This window comes from Winogradskyella ouciana, assembly GCF_965284585.1.
In the GTDB taxonomy this organism is placed as follows: Bacteria; Bacteroidota; Bacteroidia; order Flavobacteriales; family Flavobacteriaceae; genus Winogradskyella; species Winogradskyella ouciana.
In genome coordinates this window covers 256304-279265 of record NZ_OZ260095.1, presented here as the reverse complement: position 1 = coordinate 279265, position 22962 = coordinate 256304, and the positions used below count along the sequence as shown (strand labels likewise).

Here is a 22962-nt window from a genome sequence, read left to right as displayed (position 1 = left end):
AATGGCAAGATTAACAAAGAAGCAAAAAGAAGCAAGAGCAAAGGTTGATAATAACAAGCTTTACTCCGTAGAAGAAGCTTCAGCTTTACTAAAAGAAATTACATATACAAAGTTTGACGCTTCAGTAGATTTAGCAGTTAGATTAGGTGTAGATCCACGTAAAGCCAATCAAATGGTGCGTGGAGTGGTTTCTTTACCACATGGTACAGGTAAAGACATGAAGGTTCTTGCATTAGTAACTCCAGATAAAGAAGCAGAGGCTAAAGAAGCTGGTGCTGATTATGTTGGGTTAGATGATTACTTACAGAAAATAAAAGAAGGTTGGACAGATGTTGACGTTATCGTTACTATGCCAAGCGTTATGGGTAAGTTAGGACCATTAGGTAGAGTATTAGGGCCAAGAGGTCTTATGCCAAACCCTAAGACTGGTACAGTTACTATGGACATAGGTAAGGCTGTTAGTGAAGTAAAGGCTGGTAAGATAGATTTTAAAGTTGATAAAACTGGAATTGTACACGCACCAATTGGCAAGGCATCATTTAGCACTGAAAAATTGGTTGGTAATGCAAATGAATTATTGACAACTTTGATGAAATTGAAACCAACAGCATCTAAAGGAACATATGTAAAGAGCATTTATATGTCTAGTACAATGAGTCCAAGTATTGCAATTGACACAAAAATAGGGTAGTAGTTAAACTTAGAATATTATGACAAGAGAAGAAAAATCCGTAGTAATTGAAGAGTTGACTGCTCAATTAGCAGATAATACAAATATCTATTTAACAGATATTTCTGGATTAGATGCAGCAACAACTTCAAATTTAAGAAGAGCGTGTTTCAAGTCTAACATCAAGTTAGCTGTTGTAAAGAATACACTTTTAGAGAAAGCAATGGAAGCATCGGACAAGGATTTCGGTGAGTTACCAATGACTTTAAAAGGTAATACATCTGTAATGTATTCTGAAACAGGTAATGCTCCGGCAAAAGTAATTAAAGAGTTTCGTAAAAAATCAGAAAAGCCTTTATTAAAAGGTGCTTTCATTGAAGAAGCAATTTATGTTGGAGACGATTTATTAGACACATTAGTAGATATTAAGTCTAGAGAAGAACTTATTGGCGAGATCGTTACATTATTACAATCTCCTGCTAAGAATGTTATTTCAGCACTTAAATCTAGTGGTGGAACAATCGCTGGAATTGTAAAAACATTATCCGAAAGAGAAGGATAATCACAAAGAACACAATTAAAAAATTATAATAAACACACACAGATTAAAACAATAGAAAAATGGCAGATTTAAAAGATTTCGCAGAACAATTAGTTAACTTAACAGTAAAAGAAGTTAATGAATTAGCAACTATATTAAAAGACGAGTACGGTATTGAGCCTGCTGCTGCAGCTGTAGCTGTTGCTGGTGGTGCTGCTGCAGGTGGTGGAGACGCTGCTGAAGAGCAAACTGAATTCGACGTAATATTAAAAGCAGCTGGTGGTTCTAAATTAGCAGTAGTTAAATTAGTTAAAGAATTAACTGGTTTAGGTTTAAAAGATGCTAAAGGATTAGTAGATGACGCACCAAGCCCAATTAAAGAAGGTGTTGCAAAAGACGAAGCTGAAGCTTTAAAAACTCAGTTAGAAGAGGCAGGAGCTGAGGTTGAGCTTAAGTAAGCTTACCTTAACCTACAACATATGGTTTAGGTCTGTCCCGAAAAAACTTCGGGATAGGACCTAAACCCTTTTGTGTATATAAACGTTATATACACTTTATAGTTTTTATTTAATAAAATCTCGTTCATCAATGTTAGCAAAAAAGGCTGAAAGAATTAATTTCTCTTCTATTGTAAATAGAACAGATTACCCAGACTTTTTGGATATTCAAATTAAATCCTTCCAGGATTTTTTCCAATTAGAAACAAAGTCAGAAGAAAGAGGAAATGAAGGGCTGTACAACACCTTCATGGAGAACTTCCCAATTACAGACACACGTAATCAATTCGTATTAGAATTTTTAGATTACTTCATTGATCCGCCAAGATATACTATCGAAGAATGTATTGAAAGAGGATTAACATACAGTGTACCTTTAAAAGCAAGATTGAAGTTGTATTGTACGGATCCTGAGCATGAGGATTTCGAAACAATCGTTCAAGATGTATATTTAGGTACCATTCCATATATGACACCAAGTGGTACATTTTGTATCAATGGTGCAGAACGTGTAGTTGTATCTCAATTGCACAGATCACCTGGTGTGTTCTTTAGCCAGTCGTTCCATGCTAATGGAACAAAATTATATTCTGCAAGAGTTATTCCTTTTAAGGGATCTTGGATAGAATTTGCTACAGATATCAATAGCGTAATGTATGCTTATATTGATAGAAAGAAAAAATTACCGGTTACAACACTTTTCCGTGCTATCGGATTTGAACGAGATAAAGATATTTTAGAGATTTTTGACCTTGCAGAAGAGGTGAAGGTTTCAAAATCTGGATTAAAGAAAGTTATCGGTCGTAAACTTGCTGCACGTGTGCTTAACACTTGGCACGAGGATTTCGTTGATGAAGATACTGGTGAAGTTGTATCTATTGAGCGTAACGAGATTGTATTAGATCGTGACACTATAATCGATAAGGAGAATATTGAAGAAATCCTTGAGGCTGAAGTAAAAACCATTCTTTTACACAAAGAAAGTGCTCAGCAAGGAGATTACGCAATCATACATAACACATTACAGAAGGATCCAACAAACTCTGAAAAAGAAGCTGTTGAGCATATCTACCGTCAATTGCGTAATGCAGAGCCGCCAGATGAGGAAACGGCTCGTGGTATAATTGACAAGTTATTCTTCTCTGACCAACGTTACTCTTTAGGTGAAGTAGGTCGTTATAGAATGAACAAAAAATTAGGTTTAGATATCGGAATGGATAAGCAAGTGCTTACCAAAGAAGATATCATTACCATTATTAAATATTTAATTGAGCTTATCAACTCTAAAGCAGAGATTGATGATATCGATCACTTATCTAACCGTCGTGTACGTACAGTAGGTGAGCAGTTATCTACGCAATTTGGTGTTGGTTTGGCTCGTATGGCTCGTACTATTCGTGAGCGCATGAACGTTCGTGATAACGAAGTATTTACACCGATAGATTTAATTAACGCTAAGACATTGTCTTCGGTAATTAATTCCTTCTTCGGTACAAACCAGTTATCTCAATTTATGGATCAAACCAATCCTTTGGCGGAGATTACGCATAAGCGTCGTTTATCTGCATTAGGGCCTGGTGGTTTATCGAGAGAGAGAGCAGGTTTCGAGGTACGTGATGTTCACTATACTCACTACGGACGTTTATGTCCTATTGAAACACCAGAAGGACCAAACATTGGATTAATATCTTCATTGTCTGTTTTCGCAAAGGTGAATTCAATGGGATTCATTGAAACTCCATACAGAAAAGTTGATAACGGTGTCGTTGATATTAAAAATACACCTACATATTTAAGTGCTGAGGAAGAGGAGGAGCAAATGATAGCCCAAGCAACTGTAGAGGTTGATGGCAAAGGAAAAATTCAGCATGATAAAGTAATTGCACGTCAAGAAGGTGATTTCCCTGTAATTGAGCCAACAAATGTTAATTACACAGATGTTGCACCAAACCAGATTGCATCGATTTCAGCATCATTGATTCCATTCTTGGAGCATGATGATGCCAACCGTGCATTGATGGGATCTAACATGATGCGCCAGGCCGTTCCATTATTACGTCCAGAAGCACCAATCGTTGGTACAGGTTTAGAGCGTCAGGTAGCATCAGATTCTAGAGTATTGATAAATGCTGAAGGAGAAGGTGTTGTAGAATATGTTGATGCAGATAAAATCATCATCAAATACAAGCGTACTGAGGAGGAAGCCATGGTAAGTTTCGATAGCGACACTAAAGAATATCCTTTAGTTAAGTTCAGAAAAACAAACCAAGGAACTTCTATTAACTTAAAGCCTATCGTTGAGAAAGGTGATAAAGTTGCTAAAGGTCAAGTACTTTGTGAAGGTTATGCGACTCAAAATGGTGAATTAGCTTTAGGTAGAAATATGAAAGTAGCCTTTATGCCTTGGAAAGGGTATAACTTTGAGGATGCGATTGTAATTTCTGAAAAAGTAGTACGTGATGATATCTTTACATCTATCCATATCGATGAGTATTCATTAGAAGTTAGAGATACAAAGTTGGGTAACGAAGAGTTGACCAATGATATTCCTAACGTTTCTGAAGAAGCCACTAAGGATTTAGATGAACATGGTATGATTCGCATTGGTGCTGAGATCAAACCAGGCGATATCTTAATAGGTAAGATTACTCCAAAAGGTGAATCAGATCCAACTCCTGAAGAAAAATTACTGAGAGCAATTTTCGGTGATAAAGCAGGTGATGTAAAAGATGCATCTTTAAAAGCATCTCCATCACTGAATGGAGTTGTAATCGATAAAAAATTATTTGCCAGAGCAGTAAAAGATAAGAGAAAGAGAGCTCAAGATAAAGAAGATATCGAGAAATTAGAAGATGCTTATGATAAGCGTTTTGATGATTTACAGTCTATTTTAGTTGAAAAACTATTTGCTATTGTAAATGGTAAAACAGCACAAGGTATCTATAACGATCTTGGTGAGGAAATCATTCCAAAAGGTAAAAAGTACACTTTAAAAATGTTGAATGCTGTAGATGATTACACGCACTTAACATCTGGAAAGTGGACCACTGATGATAAAACAAACGAACTTGTAGCAGACTTAATCCACAACTATAAGATTAAGGAAAATGATCTTCAAGGGTCATTAAGACGTGAGAAGTTTACCATCTCTGTTGGTGATGAATTACCAGCAGGTATCATTAAGCTTGCTAAAGTTTACATCGCTAAAAAGCGTAAGCTTAAAGTAGGTGATAAGATGGCAGGTCGTCACGGTAACAAAGGTATCGTTGCACGTATCGTTCGTCAAGAGGATATGCCATTCTTAGAAGATGGAACTCCAGTAGATATCGTATTGAATCCATTAGGCGTACCGTCTCGTATGAATATCGGTCAGATTTATGAAACCGTATTGGGATGGGCTGGTAAAGACCTTGGTAAAACGTATGCAACACCAATTTTTGATGGGGCTACGCTAGACCAAATCAATGAATACACAGATGAAGCTGGTATCCCAAGATTTGGTCATACATATCTTTATGATGGTGGTACAGGAGATCGTTTTGATCAACCGGCAACAGTTGGTGTCATCTATATGATTAAACTGGGCCACATGATTGACGATAAGATGCACGCACGTTCTATCGGACCTTACTCATTAATTACACAACAGCCATTAGGTGGTAAAGCACAATTTGGTGGTCAGCGTTTTGGTGAGATGGAGGTTTGGGCACTTGAGGCTTATGGAGCATCAAGTACGTTACGTGAAATCTTAACTGTAAAATCAGATGACGTTATAGGTAGAGCAAAAACTTACGAAGCTATCGTTAAGGGAGAGCCAATGCCAGAACCAGGACTACCAGAATCGTTCAACGTACTTATGCACGAATTGAAAGGTTTAGGATTAGATATTAGATTAGAAGAATAAATTAGGTCGGCAGTAAGCAGTCGTCAGTAGGCAGTATTATACTGCATTTTTAGAACGACTGAGGACTGCAAACTGCAAACTGAAGACTATAAAAAAATGGCAAGAAGACAAGATAAGAATACAGTACAGAAGTTTAACAAAATTTCTATCGGTTTAGCATCACCTGAATCTGTTTTAGCAGCATCTCGTGGTGAAGTATTAAAGCCAGAAACTATTAATTATCGAACTCACAAACCAGAACGAGATGGTTTGTTCTGTGAGCGTATTTTTGGTCCTGTAAAGGATTTTGAGTGTGCTTGTGGTAAATATAAAAGAATTCGCTACAAAGGTATTGTTTGTGACCGTTGTGGTGTAGAAGTAACAGAAAAGAAAGTACGTAGAGATAGAGTAGGTCACATCAACTTAGTTGTGCCGGTTGCTCATATTTGGTATTTCCGTTCGTTACCAAACAAAATTGGTTACTTATTAGGATTACCATCTAAGAAATTAGATATGATCATCTATTACGAGCGTTATGTGGTTATTCAACCAGGTACTGCTGTAAATGCTGAAGGAGAACCAGTTCAAAAAATGGATTTCTTAACGGAAGAAGAATACTTAAACATTCTTGAAACACTTCCACAAGAAAACCAATATTTAGAAGATTCAGACCCAAACAAGTTTATCGCTAAAATGGGAGCTGAGTGTTTAATTGAATTATTATCTCGTATTGATTTAGATCAATTGTCGTATGATTTAAGACACAAAGCAAATAACGAAACTTCTAAGCAGCGTAAAACGGAAGCATTAAAACGTCTTCAAGTTGTTGAAGCGTTTAGAGAGTCTAACGAGAATAGAGAGAACAGACCAGAGTGGATGATCATGAAGGCTGTGCCTGTAATTCCACCAGAATTAAGACCTTTAGTACCTTTAGATGGTGGTCGTTTCGCAACTTCAGATTTAAATGATTTGTATCGTCGTGTAATTATCCGTAACAATCGTCTTAAAAGATTAGTTGAGATAAAAGCACCAGAGGTAATTTTACGTAATGAAAAGCGTATGTTACAAGAATCAGTAGATTCATTATTTGATAACACACGTAAGTCATCAGCAGTAAAAACAGATTCTAACAGACCACTTAAATCGTTATCAGATTCACTTAAAGGTAAGCAAGGACGTTTCCGTCAGAACTTACTTGGTAAGCGTGTTGATTACTCTGCACGTTCGGTAATTGTTGTTGGACCAGAATTAAAGTTATTTGAATGTGGATTGCCAAAAAATATGGCAGCAGAACTTTATAAGCCTTTCATCATTAGAAAACTAATTGAAAGAGGTATTGTAAAGACAGTAAAATCTGCAAAGAAAATTATAGATAGAAAAGAGCCTGTAGTTTGGGATATCTTAGAGAATGTTCTTAAAGGACATCCAGTATTACTAAACCGTGCTCCTACATTACACAGACTTGGTATTCAGGCATTCCAGCCTAAACTTATCGAAGGTAAGGCAATCCAGTTACACCCATTAGTGTGTACTGCATTTAATGCCGATTTCGATGGTGACCAAATGGCTGTGCATTTACCGTTAGGACCAGAGGCAATTTTAGAAGCACAACTTTTAATGTTAGCTTCTCATAACATATTGAACCCAGCAAATGGCTCACCAGTAACGGTTCCATCCCAGGATATGGTACTTGGTCTTTATTATATGACTAAGCTACGTAAGACTGATAAGGATTATACGGTTAAAGGTGAGGGTCTAACATTCTATTCTCCAGAAGAAGTAACTATTGCTTACAACGAGAAAAAAGTAGACCTTAACGCTGGTATTAAAGTAAGAACTAAAGACTTCAATGAAGAGGGTGAATTAACAACTCAAATTATTGAAACAACTGTTGGTCGTGTGCTTTTCAACGAAAAAGTACCTGAAGCAGCTGGATACATTAATGAGGTACTAACCAAGAAATCTTTAAGAGATATTATTGGTAATATTCTTAAAGTAACTTCTGTTCCTGAAACAGCGGAATTCTTAGATGAGATTAAAACATTAGGATATAAGTTTGCATTCCAAGGTGGATTATCATTTAGTTTAGGTGATATTATCATACCACAAGAAAAGCAAACAATGATTGATTCTGCAAACAAGCAGGTTGATGGTATTATGGGTAACTATAACATGGGACTTATTACCAACAATGAACGTTATAACCAAGTTATTGATATCTGGACATCTACAAATGCTGAATTGACAGAATTATCCATGAAGCGTATTCGTGAGGATCAACAAGGGTTTAACTCGGTGTTTATGATGCTAGACTCTGGTGCTCGTGGATCTAAGGAGCAGATTCGTCAGTTAACTGGTATGCGTGGTTTAATGGCTAAGCCTAAAAAATCGAATGCTGGTGGTGGCGAGATTATTGAAAACCCGATTTTATCTAACTTTAAGGAAGGACTTTCAATTTTAGAATACTTTATTTCTACTCACGGTGCGCGTAAAGGTCTTGCAGATACGGCTCTTAAAACGGCGGATGCTGGTTACTTAACGCGTCGTCTAGTAGATGTTTCACAAGATGTCATCGTTTACGAAGAGGATTGTGGTACATTAAGAGGTATTGAGGTTTCTGCACTTAAGAAAAATGAAGAAATCGTTGAAACTCTAGAAGCTAGAATAGTTGGTAGAACATCGTTAAATGATGTTTATGACCCACTAACAGAAGAGCTGATTGTTGAAGCTGGTGGACATATTAATGATGTCATCGCTAAGCGAATAGGTAATTCAGCTGTAGAATCTATTGAGGTTCGTTCGCCATTAACATGTGAGGCCAAGAAAGGTATCTGTGTAAATTGTTATGGACGTAATCTTGCTACAGGTAAGATGGTACAACGTGGTGAAGCTGTTGGTGTAGTTGCTGCACAATCTATTGGTGAACCAGGAACACAGTTAACGCTGCGTACATTCCACGTAGGTGGTATTGCAGGTAACATTTCTGAAGAGAATAAATTGACTGTTAAGTTTGATGGTATTGCTGAAATAGAAGATTTAAAAACTGTTAAGTCTAAAGATAATGATGGTAACGAAGTAGATGTTGTAATCTCTAGAACTTCAGAACTGAAACTTGTAGATGCCAAGACAGGTATTGTTTTAAGTACCAACAATATTCCTTATGGTTCTCACATATTTGTGAAGCCAGGAGCTAAAGTGAAAAAAGGTGATGTAATCTGTCAATGGGATCCTTACAACGGTGTAATTATTTCAGAATTTGCCGGTAAGGTGAGATATGAAAACATTGAGCAAGGTGTAACCTATCAGGTAGAGATTGATGAACAAACAGGTTTCCAGGAGAAAGTAATTTCAGAATCTAGAAACAAGAAGTTGATTCCAACGTTATTGATTGAAGATAAGAAAGGAGAAACTATACGTTCTTACAACTTACCAGTTGGGGCACATATTATGATCGATGATGGAGATAAAATTGAAATCGGTAAGATTTTAGTAAAGATTCCTCGTAAATCTGCAAAAGCAGGGGATATTACTGGTGGTCTTCCACGTGTAACGGAATTGTTTGAAGCTCGTAACCCTTCAAATCCTGCTGTAGTTAGTGAGATTGACGGTGTGGTATCATTCGGTAAGATTAAACGTGGTAATCGCGAAATCATTATAGAGTCTAAACTAGGAGAAATAAAGAAATACTTGGTGAAATTATCTAATCAAATTCTTGTACAGGAAAATGATTATGTAAAAGCTGGTATGCCTTTATCTGATGGCTCAATAACACCTAACGATATATTAAACATTAAAGGCCCGTCTGCGGTTCAGCAATATTTAGTGAACGAAGTACAAGAAGTTTATCGTTTACAAGGTGTAAAAATTAATGATAAACATTTCGAGGTAGTTGTAAGACAGATGATGCGTAAAGTTAGAATTATAGATTCTGGTGATACCATCTTTTTAGAAAACCAATTGGTACATAAATCAGATTTCATTGAAGAAAACGATAAAATTTTCGGTATGAAAGTGGTGGAAGAAGCAGGTGATTCTGAGAACTTAAAATCTGGTCAGATTATTTCTGTAAGACAACTTAGAGATGAAAACTCAATCCTAAGAAGAGAAGATAAGAACCTTGTAACGGCTAGAGACGCACAACCTGCAACAGCTACGCCAATATTACAAGGTATTACCAGAGCGTCATTACAAACCAAATCGTTTATATCTGCGGCATCGTTCCAAGAAACAACTAAAGTTCTTAACGAAGCAGCGGTAAATGGTAAGGTAGATACTCTTGAAGGACTTAAAGAAAATGTAATTGTAGGACATAGAATACCTGCTGGTACAGGTGTTAGAGAATACGATAGCATCATTGTAGGTTCTAAAGAGGAATTCGACGAAATGATGAAAGCTAAGGAAGAGATGAACTTTAATTAAATGAGACCCAAAATTTACAAGCCGAAGGCACAGTGAATTTTGTTGGCCGAATTTATCCCGAACTTGCTTCGGGATCTCAATCACTGAGATATTACCATAAAATAAAAGCCTTCATTCTTTAAAGATTGAAGGCTTTTTAGTTTAACTTCCCTGTTAGGTTTCAAAAACCTGATAGGTATTAAATAAATAATAAGATTCCCATTTTCATGGGAATGAAAAATAAAATTTCAATGGCAGAAGAAAAAAAGAATCCTAAAAAAGGACAGATAAACATAGAATTAGATGAGAAGGTAGCTGAGGGTACATACTCTAACTTAGCTATAATCAACCATTCGGTTTCAGAATTTGTAGTTGATTTTGTAAGTATAATGCCTGGAACTCCAAAGAGTAAGGTTAAATCTCGAATTATATTAACACCACAACATGCAAAGCGCTTATTAAAAGCACTAGGAGATAATGTAAAACGTTTTGAGAAGGCCCATGGTGAAATCAAAGATTACGAGCAACCACCGATTCCCTTGAATTTCGGACCTACTGGTCAAGCGTAATATTTCAAAGTTAAAAACTAACTATTTTTAAAATATATAATAAATTTATATTTAATAGTTTTTGTCAATTACAATTGATTTACTTTAAGTACGTTTTAAAGTGTTTTTAAAATCACTATTTATGATTGTAAGTTTGTATGGATTTATAGCCTTAAAGTGCTTAAAATAAATTTTAATATAAAATTGAGTACTCTATCAACTAAAAAGCCCTTTGAATTTAATTCAAAGGGCTTTTTAGTTGCTTCAATTTTTTAAGCAACCTTCTTTTTGTTTAAATGATACTTTAAAGCACCCGATGGACATTTATCTATCTGACAAATGATGGCATCTGTATTAGCACCATCTAAATCAATCCACGGAATAACAGAGTTTCTAAATACTTCAGAGAGTTGTAAAAGGCAAATGCCTGCATTTGCACAACAATTGGGTTGGTAAGTAACGGTAATGTCTTCGTTACTGAAAACGTTTGCATTTATATCCATAATAAGTAGATTAGTTTGGGGTTAATCTTAAATTAAAGTAAATATTGCAGTTCAAGAGTAATCAAAATATCGATAAAAAACAAATAACCTCGACTAAATACTGTTTTTTTAACATCCATTCGATGAAATGCATAGATGTTTTATTCAAACTCTGAGGTCATATGAAAGGTAATACTCGGATATTTTTGTTGGGTCATTTGCAATGAAAACATTGAATCTGCTAAAAATACCAACTGATTTTGCTTGTCTCTTGCTAGGTAACGTTGCTTTACTCTTAGGAACTCCTTAAATTCCTCACTTTTTTCATTATCCGTTTGTACCCAACAGGCTTTATGTACGTTTAGGTTTTCATAAGTACATTTGGCACCATACTCATGCTCAAGTCTATATTGAATGACTTCATATTGAAGCGCACCAACAGTACCTATAACCTTTCTTCCATTATAATCTAAGGTAAATAATTGGGCTACACCTTCGTCCATTAATTGATCTATACCTTTGTAAAGCTGCTTTGCTTTCATTGGGTCAGCATTATTGATATATCTAAAGTGCTCAGGGGAAAAACTAGGAACACCTTTGTAATTAATGATTTCCCCTTCGGTGAGTGTATCTCCAATTTTAAAATTACCTGTGTCTTGTAAACCCACAATATCTCCAGGATAAGAGATATCTACAATTTCTTTTTTCTCGGCAAAAAAAGCATTAGGACTAGAAAATTTAAGTTTCTTGTTGTGTCTAACATGTAAATATGGAGTATTTCGTTTAAATTCACCCGAAACAATCTTAACGAATGCTAGTCGATTTCTATGGTTAGGGTCCATATTCGCATGAATCTTAAACACAAACCCCGTAAATTTGTCTTCCTCGGGCTTAATTAACCGTTCTTCACTTTGTTTAGGTCTTGGTTTTGGTGCAATTTCCACAAAGCAATCCAATAACTCTCTAACCCCAAAGTTGTTTAAGGCAGACCCAAAAAAAACGGGTTGTAAGTCACCGTTCAAATATTGTTCTTTATTAAATTTTGGATAAATACCTTTAACAAGTTCTATCTCATCTCTTAATGTGTTTGCAGCTTTATCTCCAATTAACGTATTAAGGTCTGAAGAAGTTATATCATTAACCTCAATGGTTTCTTCAATATCTTTTCTGCTATTTCCGCTAAATAAATTGATGTTATTTTCCCATATATTATATATACCCTTAAAATCGTAACCCATACCAATAGGAAAACTAAGCGGTGTTACCCTTAAACCTAGTTTTTGTTCAACCTCATCCAAAAGATCAAAAGCATCTTTACCTTCACGGTCTAGCTTGTTAATGAAGACTATCATCGGTATGTTTCGCATACGACAAACTTCAACCAGTTTTTCGGTTTGTTCCTCTACACCCTTGGCAACATCAATGACTACGATAACGCTGTCTACTGCAGTTAAGGTTCTAAATGTATCTTCGGCAAAATCTTTGTGTCCGGGCGTATCAAGAATGTTAATCTTTATACCGTCATATTCAAATGCCAATACAGAAGTAGCAACAGAAATACCACGCTGACGCTCAATTTCCATAAAATCGCTCGTGGCACCTTTTTTTATCTTATTGCTTTTTACAGCACCTGCTTCTTGTATGGCGCCACCAAATAGTAGTAATTTTTCGGTAAGGGTTGTTTTACCAGCATCAGGATGGGATATAATTCCAAAGGTACGTCGTCTATTTATTTCTTTAATAAAACTCATATTATCTAATTGAAGGCGGCTGCAAATATACTATGATTATTATATTAATTTATTGTTATTAAAAACCAATATGTATATAATTACGTAAGGATTAAAAAAAGATTTGAATCTTTTTCTTAATTTTGCCTTAAGAAAATTTTAAGAGAAATTTTCTTACTAACGGAAGTTGATTAATAGCAAATCTCTTCCCATAATTTTTATAAAACATTGTTTAAAAGGCTATTGAAGCCGCTAATTTTTTTGACCTATACCAAATATAGCATAGGGTAAAATGATAGATAAGTGTCTTAATAATGAAATTAGATAATAAGATGTTCATTTTTATAACGAATAATCTTACATAAAATTTGTTTTTTACACTTTATCGAATATATTTGCACTTTATCGACAAGTGTGACCTGTCATTTTATATATAAAATTGAATTATACATCAACTATATAATACTATGAAAATCTCTACCCGATTCTCGCAAAAGCATTTACTGTTTATTGTTTTACTGCTCCTTCTATTTACTACCGTTAAATTGCCAGGGCAAAATTGTCCTACTATTAATGAAGACGGTGTGTTTAGTCCAGAAACAGATGTGTTGATGACTTCTTATCATCAATCTATGGCAAAAACAACAACAGGTATTGTAGCTTGGGGAGAAGATATGGATTCTAGTGGTGGTAATGCCACAACTCTAACCGAGGTTACTCCAGCAAACGGTTACACCTATTCAGGGACACCTTTACATTTTGCGCTTTCTGGAAATAGTGATGGTCAAGCATTTTTAGCTACAACAGTTAGCTTATATGCTTGGGGAGGAGTTGGTGAAGTTGTTGATGGAGATTTTGTATCTGGGTTGGCGTTTAACGATATGAATGCTACCCAAACGCTACCATTCAACGCTGCTGATATTACGCAAATGCATGCGAGTTCAGATGTTTTATTTGTAGTTAGTGCAGGTGAAGTGTGGGTTGCAACCACTGGTGCTACAGCTCCCAACGGTAATGCGAGTACTAACGGAAATATCTGGCAACAGGTTCAGACATCACTAGGAGTTCCTTTAACAGGAGTAGAAAATGTTACGGGTAATAAATATGCAGGATATGCACTAATGTCTAATGGAGACATTTATACTTGGGGAGACAACGTGGTCATTGGTGATGGTACTGCTGCACAAAATTTAGACTACGCAACTTTAATGACGGCACCTCCAGCTCCGGTTAAGGAGATTTCATCATTCACGCATAATGATGGAGATACAGGTCTATTGTTATTAGGTACTGATACAAAGGTATATGGGGTAGGAGATAATACGCTTGCTGAATTAATAACTACAGGCTCAGGTTTTGTCACTTCGTGGACTGCTATACAAGATGGTTCTGGTAGTGATTTTACAGGAGCTATTCAACTTTCAACTTCTCATACTTCAGAAGAATGGGCTGCGGCAGCTGTGCTAACTGAAGGACCTACACCTTCAGATACCAATAGAATTTATACTTGGGGATGGAATAATAATAACTCAATAGGCCAAGGAGGCAATGCAGTTATACAAGATCCAACTATTCCACCTTCTTTCAATGATGGTACAGATGATCCTGTATTTGTAAGTGTTGGTGGTCATGCCACCACCTTTTTCAATAGAGCTGGTGGAGGTTCAATTTGTTTTGTTGGGCATATTACAAGTGGAAGTACAGGTGGACTTACAACTGGTACAGGAAATGTATTTGAATGTGTTATACCTGCAACAGTGGAACTTTGTGGATCTCAGCCAACAATTTTGGCATTGGATGATGATTTTAGCACAACACCATTTGATGCTGTTACAGGAGGAACTACACCAAGCGTCTTTGCAGATAATGGAAATGGCATTGATGAAGCAGATGGTGTTGCTGCTACGGATGCAAATATTGATGACAATATAAATATAAGTAACGATGGAGGACTTACAGGGGTAACCATTAATACGGACGGGACAATAAATGTTCCTGCAGGTAGTACTGCCGGAACATATACTGTCGAATATACAATTTGTTTAGATGTTGATAATTCTATCTGTGATACAGCAGATGTAACAATTGAAATAATTGATCCGTGTAATATTTCTTCAATTACAGCGTCAAACATTGATGCTTGTAGCGATAATAGTACACCATCAGTTTTAACAGATGATACCTTTACAGCAGATATTACCGTAACGTTTACTAATGCGCCAACAACGGGTACGTTAGATTTAACAGGAGATGGTACAGCTACTGTCTCGGCAGTTGGTTTAACCTCACCACACACTTTTGTAGATGTAGTTTTACCTGCAGATGGTAGGGATATAGATTTAACAGCTACATTCTCAGCCGATACATCATGTACTTTAAACAATGCTAATGTTTTTACAGCACCATTTGAGTGTAGTGACGATGCTTGTCCGGATGTAATTCCTACAGGTAGTCCAACGGCACCACTAGCATCTGGAGATGTTACATTCAATATCACAGGTACTGGTGGTACGGCCGGAGCATTTTTAAATTCTATAAGTGTTTCTGGTGAACCAAATCCTTTTACAGGTATTTATGAGCCATCTACTGTAGAATATCAATTCGCTATTCCAGCACAGACCAACCAATATATGTATAATATGGGGGTTTTGGGCTCTAATATTAATGATACTCCAGCCATATTTAACGCAGAATTGTTAGAGTCATATGCAAATAAAGAATTAACTAATTATTTTTCTGCCGATAATAGTGTTGCGCCAGGAATTGTACCAGGTGATTTTGTGCTAATAAGATATGATGCCCCTATTACATCTGCAGCCAACAGGTATATGGTTGCGACAGAAAGAGATGGAAATATTTCTTATAGAATCCAAGCCCTAGATGCTGCCGGCAACCCAATCGGAACAGAAAGAACAACATCGGTAGCAACTTATATTGATACAGGTGTACAGGTAGACCCTACTAATTTCCCAGGTGAAAATGCTGAAGCAAGTATTTATCCTCTAACAGCATTTGTGCCATCAGGTAGTGATATTTATGGATTTAGAATTAGATTCAGAAATTCATCATCAGGTGATGCAGGCGATGGAAAAGTATTCGTTTTATATGATCCTGCTTTTTTAACTCCTCCACCAACAATAGAGGCAACAACAAGTGCGGTTCAACCAACATGCCCAACAAATTTGGGATCGATAACTATTGATGCCACAGATAATGGAGGCGGAACAATAGAATATAGTGTTAATGGTGCTGCAGGGCCGTGGCAAACATCAAATGTATTTAACAACCTAACTCCAGGAACATATACTCCAGCAGTAAGATATCAATCTACGCCAACTTGTTTAGCTGAGTCTATTAATCCAATTACATTGGAGGACTCAGGATTTAATATAACTGCAATAACAGCATCAGATATAACCGCTTGTAATAACAATGGAACACCAAGTGACATTTCAGATGACACGTTTACAGCTGATATCACAGTAACTTTTGATGGGTCTCCAGGTACTGGTACTTTAGATTTAACAGGTGATGGTACAGCATCAGTTTCAGCAGTAGGATTAACATCACCACATACATTTAATGATATTGTTTTTTCGGCTAATGGCAATGATGTTTCTTTAACAGCAGCATTTTCAGATGCTCCAACATGTACATTTACAGATACTGCTGTTTTCACGGCACCAACAGAATGTAGTGATGATGCTTGTAATGATGCGATTCCGACAGGCAATCCAACAGCACCATTGGCGTCAGGTGATGTAACTTTTGATATAACGGGAACAGGAGGTACTGCTGGCGCAGTATTAAATTCGGTCACCGTAACTGGTGAGCCAAACCCTTTCTCAGGTTTTTATGTGCCTTCTACAGTAAATTATTCGTTTGCAAATCCAGCTGCTGCAAATCAATATATATATGATATGGGTACTTTAGGTGCCAATATTACTGATGGACCAGCGATATTTGATCCAGAACTATTAGATGCCTACAGAGATAGAGATTTAACGAATTACTTATCTACAGATAACAATATTGACCCAGTTGATTTTGTTGACTTTATGTACGATGCTCCAATTGCAGCTGCAGCTAATAGATATATGGTAGCCTCAGAACGTAATGGTAATAATTCATACAGAATCCAGGCATTAGATGCAACAGGAAACCCTATAGGTGCATTGGTTGTTACTTCTACGGGTACTTATATAGATACTGGCATTCAAGTAGATGCGGCCAACTTCCCTGGTCAAAATATTGAAATGAGTATATACCCATTAACCGCTTTTGTAACATCAGGAACTGATATATACGGATTTAGAATTAGATTTAGAAACTCATCTTCAGGTGATGGAGGAGACGGTAAGGTATTTGTGATGTATGATCCAGCATTTTTAATTCCTCCACCTACAATAGAACCTACAACTAGTGCTGTACAACCAACATGTCCAGATAATGAAGGATCAATAACAATTGACGCAACAGATAATGGAGGAGGAACAATTGAGTATAGTATTAATGGTGCTGCAGGACCTTGGCAAACATCAAATGTTTTTAATAATTTACCTCCAAATACATATACGCCTGCAGTAAGATACCAATCAACACCAGCATGTTTAGCCGTTTCAAATAACCCTATAACATTAAATAGTAATGTTTGTCCGGTTATCGCCATAGAGAAGACCAGTAGTCTGGACCTAGGAGTTGACGGCATCGCCACACCGGGTGACATAATAACGTATACCTATACGGTGACCAACACGGGCAACACGACCTTATTTGATGTGAGCGTCACAGAAGACGCAGCGGACTTTACGGGAACGGGCACCTTACCGACACCGACCTATGTCAGTGGAGGCACGGACGAAGACGGAGAAGCCGACCTGGAAGATATGGCAGTTGGCGCAGGGACGATAGTCTACACAGCGACCTATGCGATCACCCAGGCCGATATCGATGCAGGTATCGTAACGAACCAGGCGATAGCCGATAGTGATGACCCAAGCGGCAATCCAGTAACGGACGATAGTGATGATCCAGCAGATCCAACCGGAACGGACGATCCAACGGATACGACGATCCCACAGGCAGCAAGCATCGCCATAGAGAAGACCAGTAGTCTGGACCTAGGAGTTGACGGCATCGCCACACCGGGTGACATAATAACGTATACCTATACGGTGACCAACACGGGCAACACGACCTTATTTGATGTGAGCGTCACAGAAGACGCAGCGGACTTTACGGGAACGGGCACCTTACCGACACCGACCTATGTCAGTGGAGGCACGGACGAAGACGGAGAAGCCGACCTGGAAGATATGGTAGTAGGTACCGGAACGATAGTTTACACAGCGACCTATGCGATCACCCAGGCCGATATCGATGCAGGTATAGTAACGAACCAGGCAATAGCCGATAGTGATGACCCAAGCGGTAATCCAGTAACGGACGATAGTGATGATCCAGCAGTTACACCAGGAACAGACGATCCAACAGATACGACGATTCCACAGGCAGCAAGCATCGCTATAGAGAAGACCAGTAGTTTAGACCTAGGAGTTGATGGAATAGCCAGTGTAGGGGATATCATTACCTACACCTATACAGTAACCAACACGGGCAACACGACCTTATTTGATGTTAGTGTGACAGAAGACGCCGCGGACTTTACGGGAACGGGGACCTTACCAACACCGACCTATGTCAGTGGAGGAAGTGACGAAGACGGAGAAGCCGACCTGGAAGATATGGTAGTAGGTACCGGAACGATAGTTTACACAGCGACCTATGCGATCACCCAGGCCGATATCGATGCAGGTATCGTAACGAATCAGGCGATAGCCGATAGTGATGACCCAAGCGGTAATCCAGTAACGGACGATAGTGATGATCCAGCAGTTACACCAGGAACAGACGATCCAACAGATACGACGATTCCACAGGCAGCAAGCATCGCTATAGAGAAGACCAGTAGTTTAGACCTAGGAGTTGATGGAATAGCCAGTGTAGGAGACATCATTACCTATACCTATACAGTAACCAACACGGGTAACACGACCTTATTTGATGTTAGTGTGACAGAAGACGCCGCGGACTTTACGGGAACGGGGACCTTACCAACACCGACCTATGTCAGTGGAGGAAGTGACGAAGACGGAGAAGCCGACCTGGAAGATATGGTAGTAGGTACCGGAACGATAGTTTACACAGCGACCTATGCGATCACTCAGGCGGATATCGATGCAGGTATAGTAACGAATCAGGCGATAGCCGATAGTGATGACCCAAGCGGTAATCCAGTAACGGACGATAGTGATGATCCAGCAGATCCAACCGGAACGGACGATCCAACGGATACGACGATCCCACAGGCAGCAAGCATCGCCATAGAGAAGACCAGTAGTCTGGACCTAGGAGTTGACGGCATCGCCACACCGGGTGACATAATAACGTATACCTATACGGTGACCAACACGGGCAACACGACCTTATTTGATGTGAGCGTCACAGAAGACGCAGCGGACTTTACGGGAACGGGCACCTTACCGACACCGACCTATGTCAGTGGAGGCACGGACGAAGACGGAGAAGCCGACCTGGAAGATATGGTAGTAGGTACCGGAACGATAGTTTACACAGCGACCTATGCGATCACCCAGGCCGATATCGATGCAGGTATAGTAACGAATCAGGCGATAGCCGATAGTGATGACCCAAGCGGTAATCCAGTAACGGACGATAGTGATGATCCAGCAGTTACACCAGGAACAGACGATCCAACGGATACGACGATTCCACAGGCAGCAAGCATCGCTATAGAGAAGACCAGTAGTTTAGACCTAGGAGTTGATGGAATAGCCAGTGTAGGGGATATCATTACCTACACCTATACAGTAACCAACACGGGCAACACGACCTTATTTGATGTTAGTGTGACAGAAGACGCCGCGGACTTTACGGGAACGGGGACCTTACCAACACCGACCTATGTCAGTGGAGGAAGTGACGAAGACGGAGAAGCCGACCTGGAAGATATGGTAGTAGGTACCGGAACGATAGTTTACACAGCGACCTATGCGATCACCCAGGCCGATATCGATGCAGGTATCGTAACGAATCAGGCGATAGCCGATAGTGATGACCCAAGCGGTAATCCAGTAACGGACGATAGTGATGATCCAGCAGTTACACCAGGAACAGACGATCCAACAGATACGACGATTCCACAGGCAGCAAGCATCGCTATAGAGAAGACCAGTAGTTTAGACCTAGGAGTTGATGGAATAGCCAGTGTAGGAGACATCATTACCTATACCTATACAGTAACCAACACGGGCAACACGACCTTATTTGATGTTAGTGTGACAGAAGACGCCGCGGACTTTACGGGAACGGGCACCTTACCGACACCGACCTATGTCAGTGGAGGCACGGACGAAGACGGAGAAGCCGACCTGGAAGATATGGTAGTAGGTACCGGAACGATAGTTTACACAGCGACCTATGCGATCACCCAGGCCGATATCGATGCAGGTATAGTAACGAATCAGGCGATAGCCGATAGTGATGACCCAAGCGGTAATCCAGTAACGGACGATAGTGATGATCCAGCAGTTACACCAGGAACAGACGATCCAACAGATACGACGATTCCACAGGCAGCAAGCATCGCTATAGAGAAGACCAGTAGTTTAGACCTAGGAGTTGATGGAATAGCCAGTGTAGGAGACATCATTACCTATACCTATACAGTAACCAACACGGGCAACACGACCTTATTTGATGTTAGTGTGACAGAAGACGCAGCGGACTTTACGGGAACGGGGACCTTACCAACACCGACCTATGTTAGTGGAGGAACAGACGAAGACGGAGAAGCCGACTTAGAAGATATGGTAGTAGGTACCGGAACGATAGTTTACACAGCGACCTATGCGATCACCCAGGCCGATATCGATGCAGGTATCGTAACGAACCAGGCGATAGCCGATAGTGATGACCCAAGCGGTAATCCAGTAACGGACGATAGTGATGATCCAGCAGTTACACCAGGAACAGACGATCCAACAGATACAACGATTCCACAGGCAGCAAGCATCGCTATAGAGAAGACCAGTAGTTTAGACCTAGGAGTTGATGGAATAGCCAGTGTAGGAGACATCATTACCTATACCTATACAGTAACCAACACGGGTAACACGACCTTATTTGATGTTAGTGTGACAGAAGACGCAGCGGACTTTACGGGAACGGGGACCTTACCAACACCGACCTATGTCAGTGGAGGAAGTGACGAAGACGGAGAAGCTGACCTGGAAGATATGGTAGTAGGTACCGGAACGATAGTTTACACAGCGACCTATGCGATCACCCAGGCCGATATCGATGCAGGTATCGTAACGAACCAGGCAATAGCCGATAGTGATGACCCAAGCGGTAATCCAGTAACGGACGATAGTGATGATCCAGCAGTTACACCAGGAACGGACGATCCAACGGATACGACGATTCCACAGGCAGCAAGCATCGCTATAGAGAAGACCAGTAGTTTAGACCTAGGAGTTGATGGAATAGCCAGTGTAGGGGATATCATTACCTACACCTATACAGTGACCAACACGGGCAACACGACCTTATTTGATGTTAGTGTGACAGAAGACGCCGCGGACTTTACGGGAACGGGGACCTTACCAACACCGACCTATGTCAGTGGAGGAAGTGACGAAGACGGAGAAGCCGACCTGGAAGATATGGTAGTAGGTACCGGAACGATAGTTTACACAGCGACCTATGCGATCACTCAGGCGGATATCGATGCAGGTATAGTAACGAATCAGGCGATAGCCGATAGTGATGACCCAAGCGGTAATCCAGTAACGGACGATAGTGATGATCCAGCAGTTACACCAGGAACGGACGATCCAACGGATACGACGATTCCACAGGCAGCAAGCATCGCTATAGAGAAGACCAGTAGTTTAGACCTAGGAGTTGATGGAATAGCCAGTGTAGGGGATATCATTACCTACACCTATACAGTGACCAACACGGGCAACACGACCTTATTTGATGTTAGTGTGACAGAAGACGCCGCGGACTTTACGGGAACGGGGACCTTACCAACACCGACCTATGTCAGTGGAGGAAGTGACGAAGACGGAGAAGCCGACCTGGAAGATATGGTAGTAGGTACCGGAACGATAGTTTACACAGCGACCTATGCGATCACTCAGGCGGATATCGATGCAGGTATAGTAACGAATCAGGCGATAGCCGATAGTGATGACCCAAGCGGTAATCCAGTAACGGACGATAGTGATGATCCAGCAGTTACACCAGGAACAGACGATCCAACAGATACGACGATTCCACAGGCAGCAAGCATCGCTATAGAGAAGACCAGTAGTTTAGACCTAGGAGTTGATGGAATAGCCAGTGTAGGGGATATCATTACCTACACCTATACAGTAACCAACACGGGCAACACGACCTTATTTGATGTTAGTGTGACAGAAGACGCCGCGGACTTTACGGGAACGGGGACCTTACCAACACCGACCTATGTCAGTGGAGGAAGTGACGAAGACGGAGAAGCCGACCTGGAAGATATGGTAGTAGGTACCGGAACGATAGTTTACACAGCGACCTATGCGATCACCCAGGCCGATATCGATGCAGGTATAGTAACGAATCAGGCGATAGCCGATAGTGATGACCCAAGCGGTAATCCAGTAACGGACGATAGTGATGATCCAGCAGTTACACCAGGAACGGACGATCCAACGGATACGACGATTCCAGAGAACCCAAGTATCGAGACGGTCAAGACTGTAGCGATAACTAATGATGTAGCACCGGTAGGTGCGAGCTTAGGGGACGAGATGACTTATACAATCACAGTGACTAACACGGGTAATGTGACCTTAGATAGTGTAAGTATCGTTGATACATTCACAGATGCCAATGGAAATACGTTGACCTTTGTTTCGGGACCAACCTTTGTAAGTTCGGATGCGGGAAGTGCAGAAGGCACATTACAGGTTGGTGAAACAGCAACTTATGAAGCAACTTATATAATTGAACAAGATGCAGTTGATGCAGGTGGCTTCCAGAATAGTGTAGTAGCTAGTGGGGACAGTCCAGCGGGAACAACGGTAAATGATACCAGTGATGATGGTGACGATACCGATGGCAACACAGAAGATGATCCAACGGA

At 39.6% G+C, this 22962-nt stretch carries 8 protein-coding genes and 1 pseudogene; 7 read left to right on the top strand and 2 right to left on the bottom strand.

Going from position 1 to position 22962, the window contains the following annotated elements; all coding sequences use genetic code 11:
• Position 1 precedes the first annotated feature (1 nt).
• The 6 genes from rplA to ACQ65V_RS01140 all read left to right on the top strand — a co-directional run bounded on the left by rplA (position 2) and on the right by ACQ65V_RS01140 (position 10558).
• Positions 2–691, top strand: a complete 690-nt coding sequence (gene rplA / locus ACQ65V_RS01165) for a 50S ribosomal protein L1 (protein ID WP_430466570.1) — start codon at positions 2–4, stop codon at positions 689–691.
• A gap of 19 nt (positions 692–710) precedes the next feature.
• Complete coding sequence (gene rplJ, locus ACQ65V_RS01160) at positions 711–1232, top strand: 50S ribosomal protein L10 (protein ID WP_273290496.1); 522 nt, start codon at positions 711–713, stop codon at positions 1230–1232.
• A gap of 59 nt (positions 1233–1291) precedes the next feature.
• Positions 1292–1669, top strand: coding sequence for a 50S ribosomal protein L7/L12 (gene rplL, locus ACQ65V_RS01155; protein ID WP_155088602.1), 378 nt, complete (start codon positions 1292–1294; stop codon positions 1667–1669).
• A gap of 130 nt (positions 1670–1799) precedes the next feature.
• Entirely contained in the window at positions 1800–5612 is a 3813-nt protein-coding gene (rpoB, locus tag ACQ65V_RS01150) for a DNA-directed RNA polymerase subunit beta (protein ID WP_155088603.1), read from the top strand.
• A gap of 96 nt (positions 5613–5708) precedes the next feature.
• On the top strand, positions 5709–10010 hold the full coding sequence (gene rpoC, locus ACQ65V_RS01145) for a DNA-directed RNA polymerase subunit beta' (RefSeq protein ID WP_430466569.1): 4302 nt from the start codon (positions 5709–5711) through the stop codon (positions 10008–10010).
• 230 nt (positions 10011–10240) lie between these two features.
• Positions 10241–10558 carry a DUF3467 domain-containing protein gene (locus ACQ65V_RS01140; RefSeq protein WP_155088605.1) on the top strand — a complete coding sequence of 106 codons (318 nt, stop codon included), beginning with the start codon at positions 10241–10243 and terminating at the stop codon, positions 10556–10558.
• Between the two features lie 251 nt (positions 10559–10809).
• Here ACQ65V_RS01140 and ACQ65V_RS01135 read toward each other — a convergent pair whose 3' ends face one another.
• Both ACQ65V_RS01135 and ACQ65V_RS01130 read right to left on the bottom strand, forming a co-directional pair.
• The gene (locus ACQ65V_RS01135; protein WP_155088606.1) at positions 10810–11040 is read right to left on the bottom strand and encodes a (4Fe-4S)-binding protein; all 231 of its coding nucleotides are present in this window, start codon (positions 11038–11040) and stop codon (positions 10810–10812) included.
• A gap of 140 nt (positions 11041–11180) precedes the next feature.
• A complete protein-coding gene (locus ACQ65V_RS01130) occupies positions 11181–12770 on the bottom strand; it encodes a peptide chain release factor 3 (RefSeq protein WP_155088607.1) in 1590 nt (529 codons plus the stop codon).
• Between the two features lie 446 nt (positions 12771–13216).
• Between ACQ65V_RS01130 and ACQ65V_RS01125 the strand changes: the two are divergent.
• A pseudogene (locus ACQ65V_RS01125) lies at positions 13217–22897 on the top strand (DUF7507 domain-containing protein); the annotation flags it as partial.
• Positions 22898–22962 lie beyond the last annotated feature (65 nt).

Coding starts and splice junctions, on each gene's coding strand:
- rpoC (WP_430466569.1), top strand. CDS start 5,709: ATGGCAAGAAGACAAGATAAGAATACAGTACAGAAGTTTAACAAAATT.
- ACQ65V_RS01130 (WP_155088607.1), bottom strand. CDS start 12,770: ATGAGTTTTATTAAAGAAATAAATAGACGACGTACCTTTGGAATTATA.
- ACQ65V_RS01135 (WP_155088606.1), bottom strand. CDS start 11,040: ATGGATATAAATGCAAACGTTTTCAGTAACGAAGACATTACCGTTACT.
- rplA (WP_430466570.1), top strand. CDS start 2: ATGGCAAGATTAACAAAGAAGCAAAAAGAAGCAAGAGCAAAGGTTGAT.
- ACQ65V_RS01140 (WP_155088605.1), top strand. CDS start 10,241: ATGGCAGAAGAAAAAAAGAATCCTAAAAAAGGACAGATAAACATAGAA.
- rplL (WP_155088602.1), top strand. CDS start 1,292: ATGGCAGATTTAAAAGATTTCGCAGAACAATTAGTTAACTTAACAGTA.
- rpoB (WP_155088603.1), top strand. CDS start 1,800: ATGTTAGCAAAAAAGGCTGAAAGAATTAATTTCTCTTCTATTGTAAAT.
- rplJ (WP_273290496.1), top strand. CDS start 711: ATGACAAGAGAAGAAAAATCCGTAGTAATTGAAGAGTTGACTGCTCAA.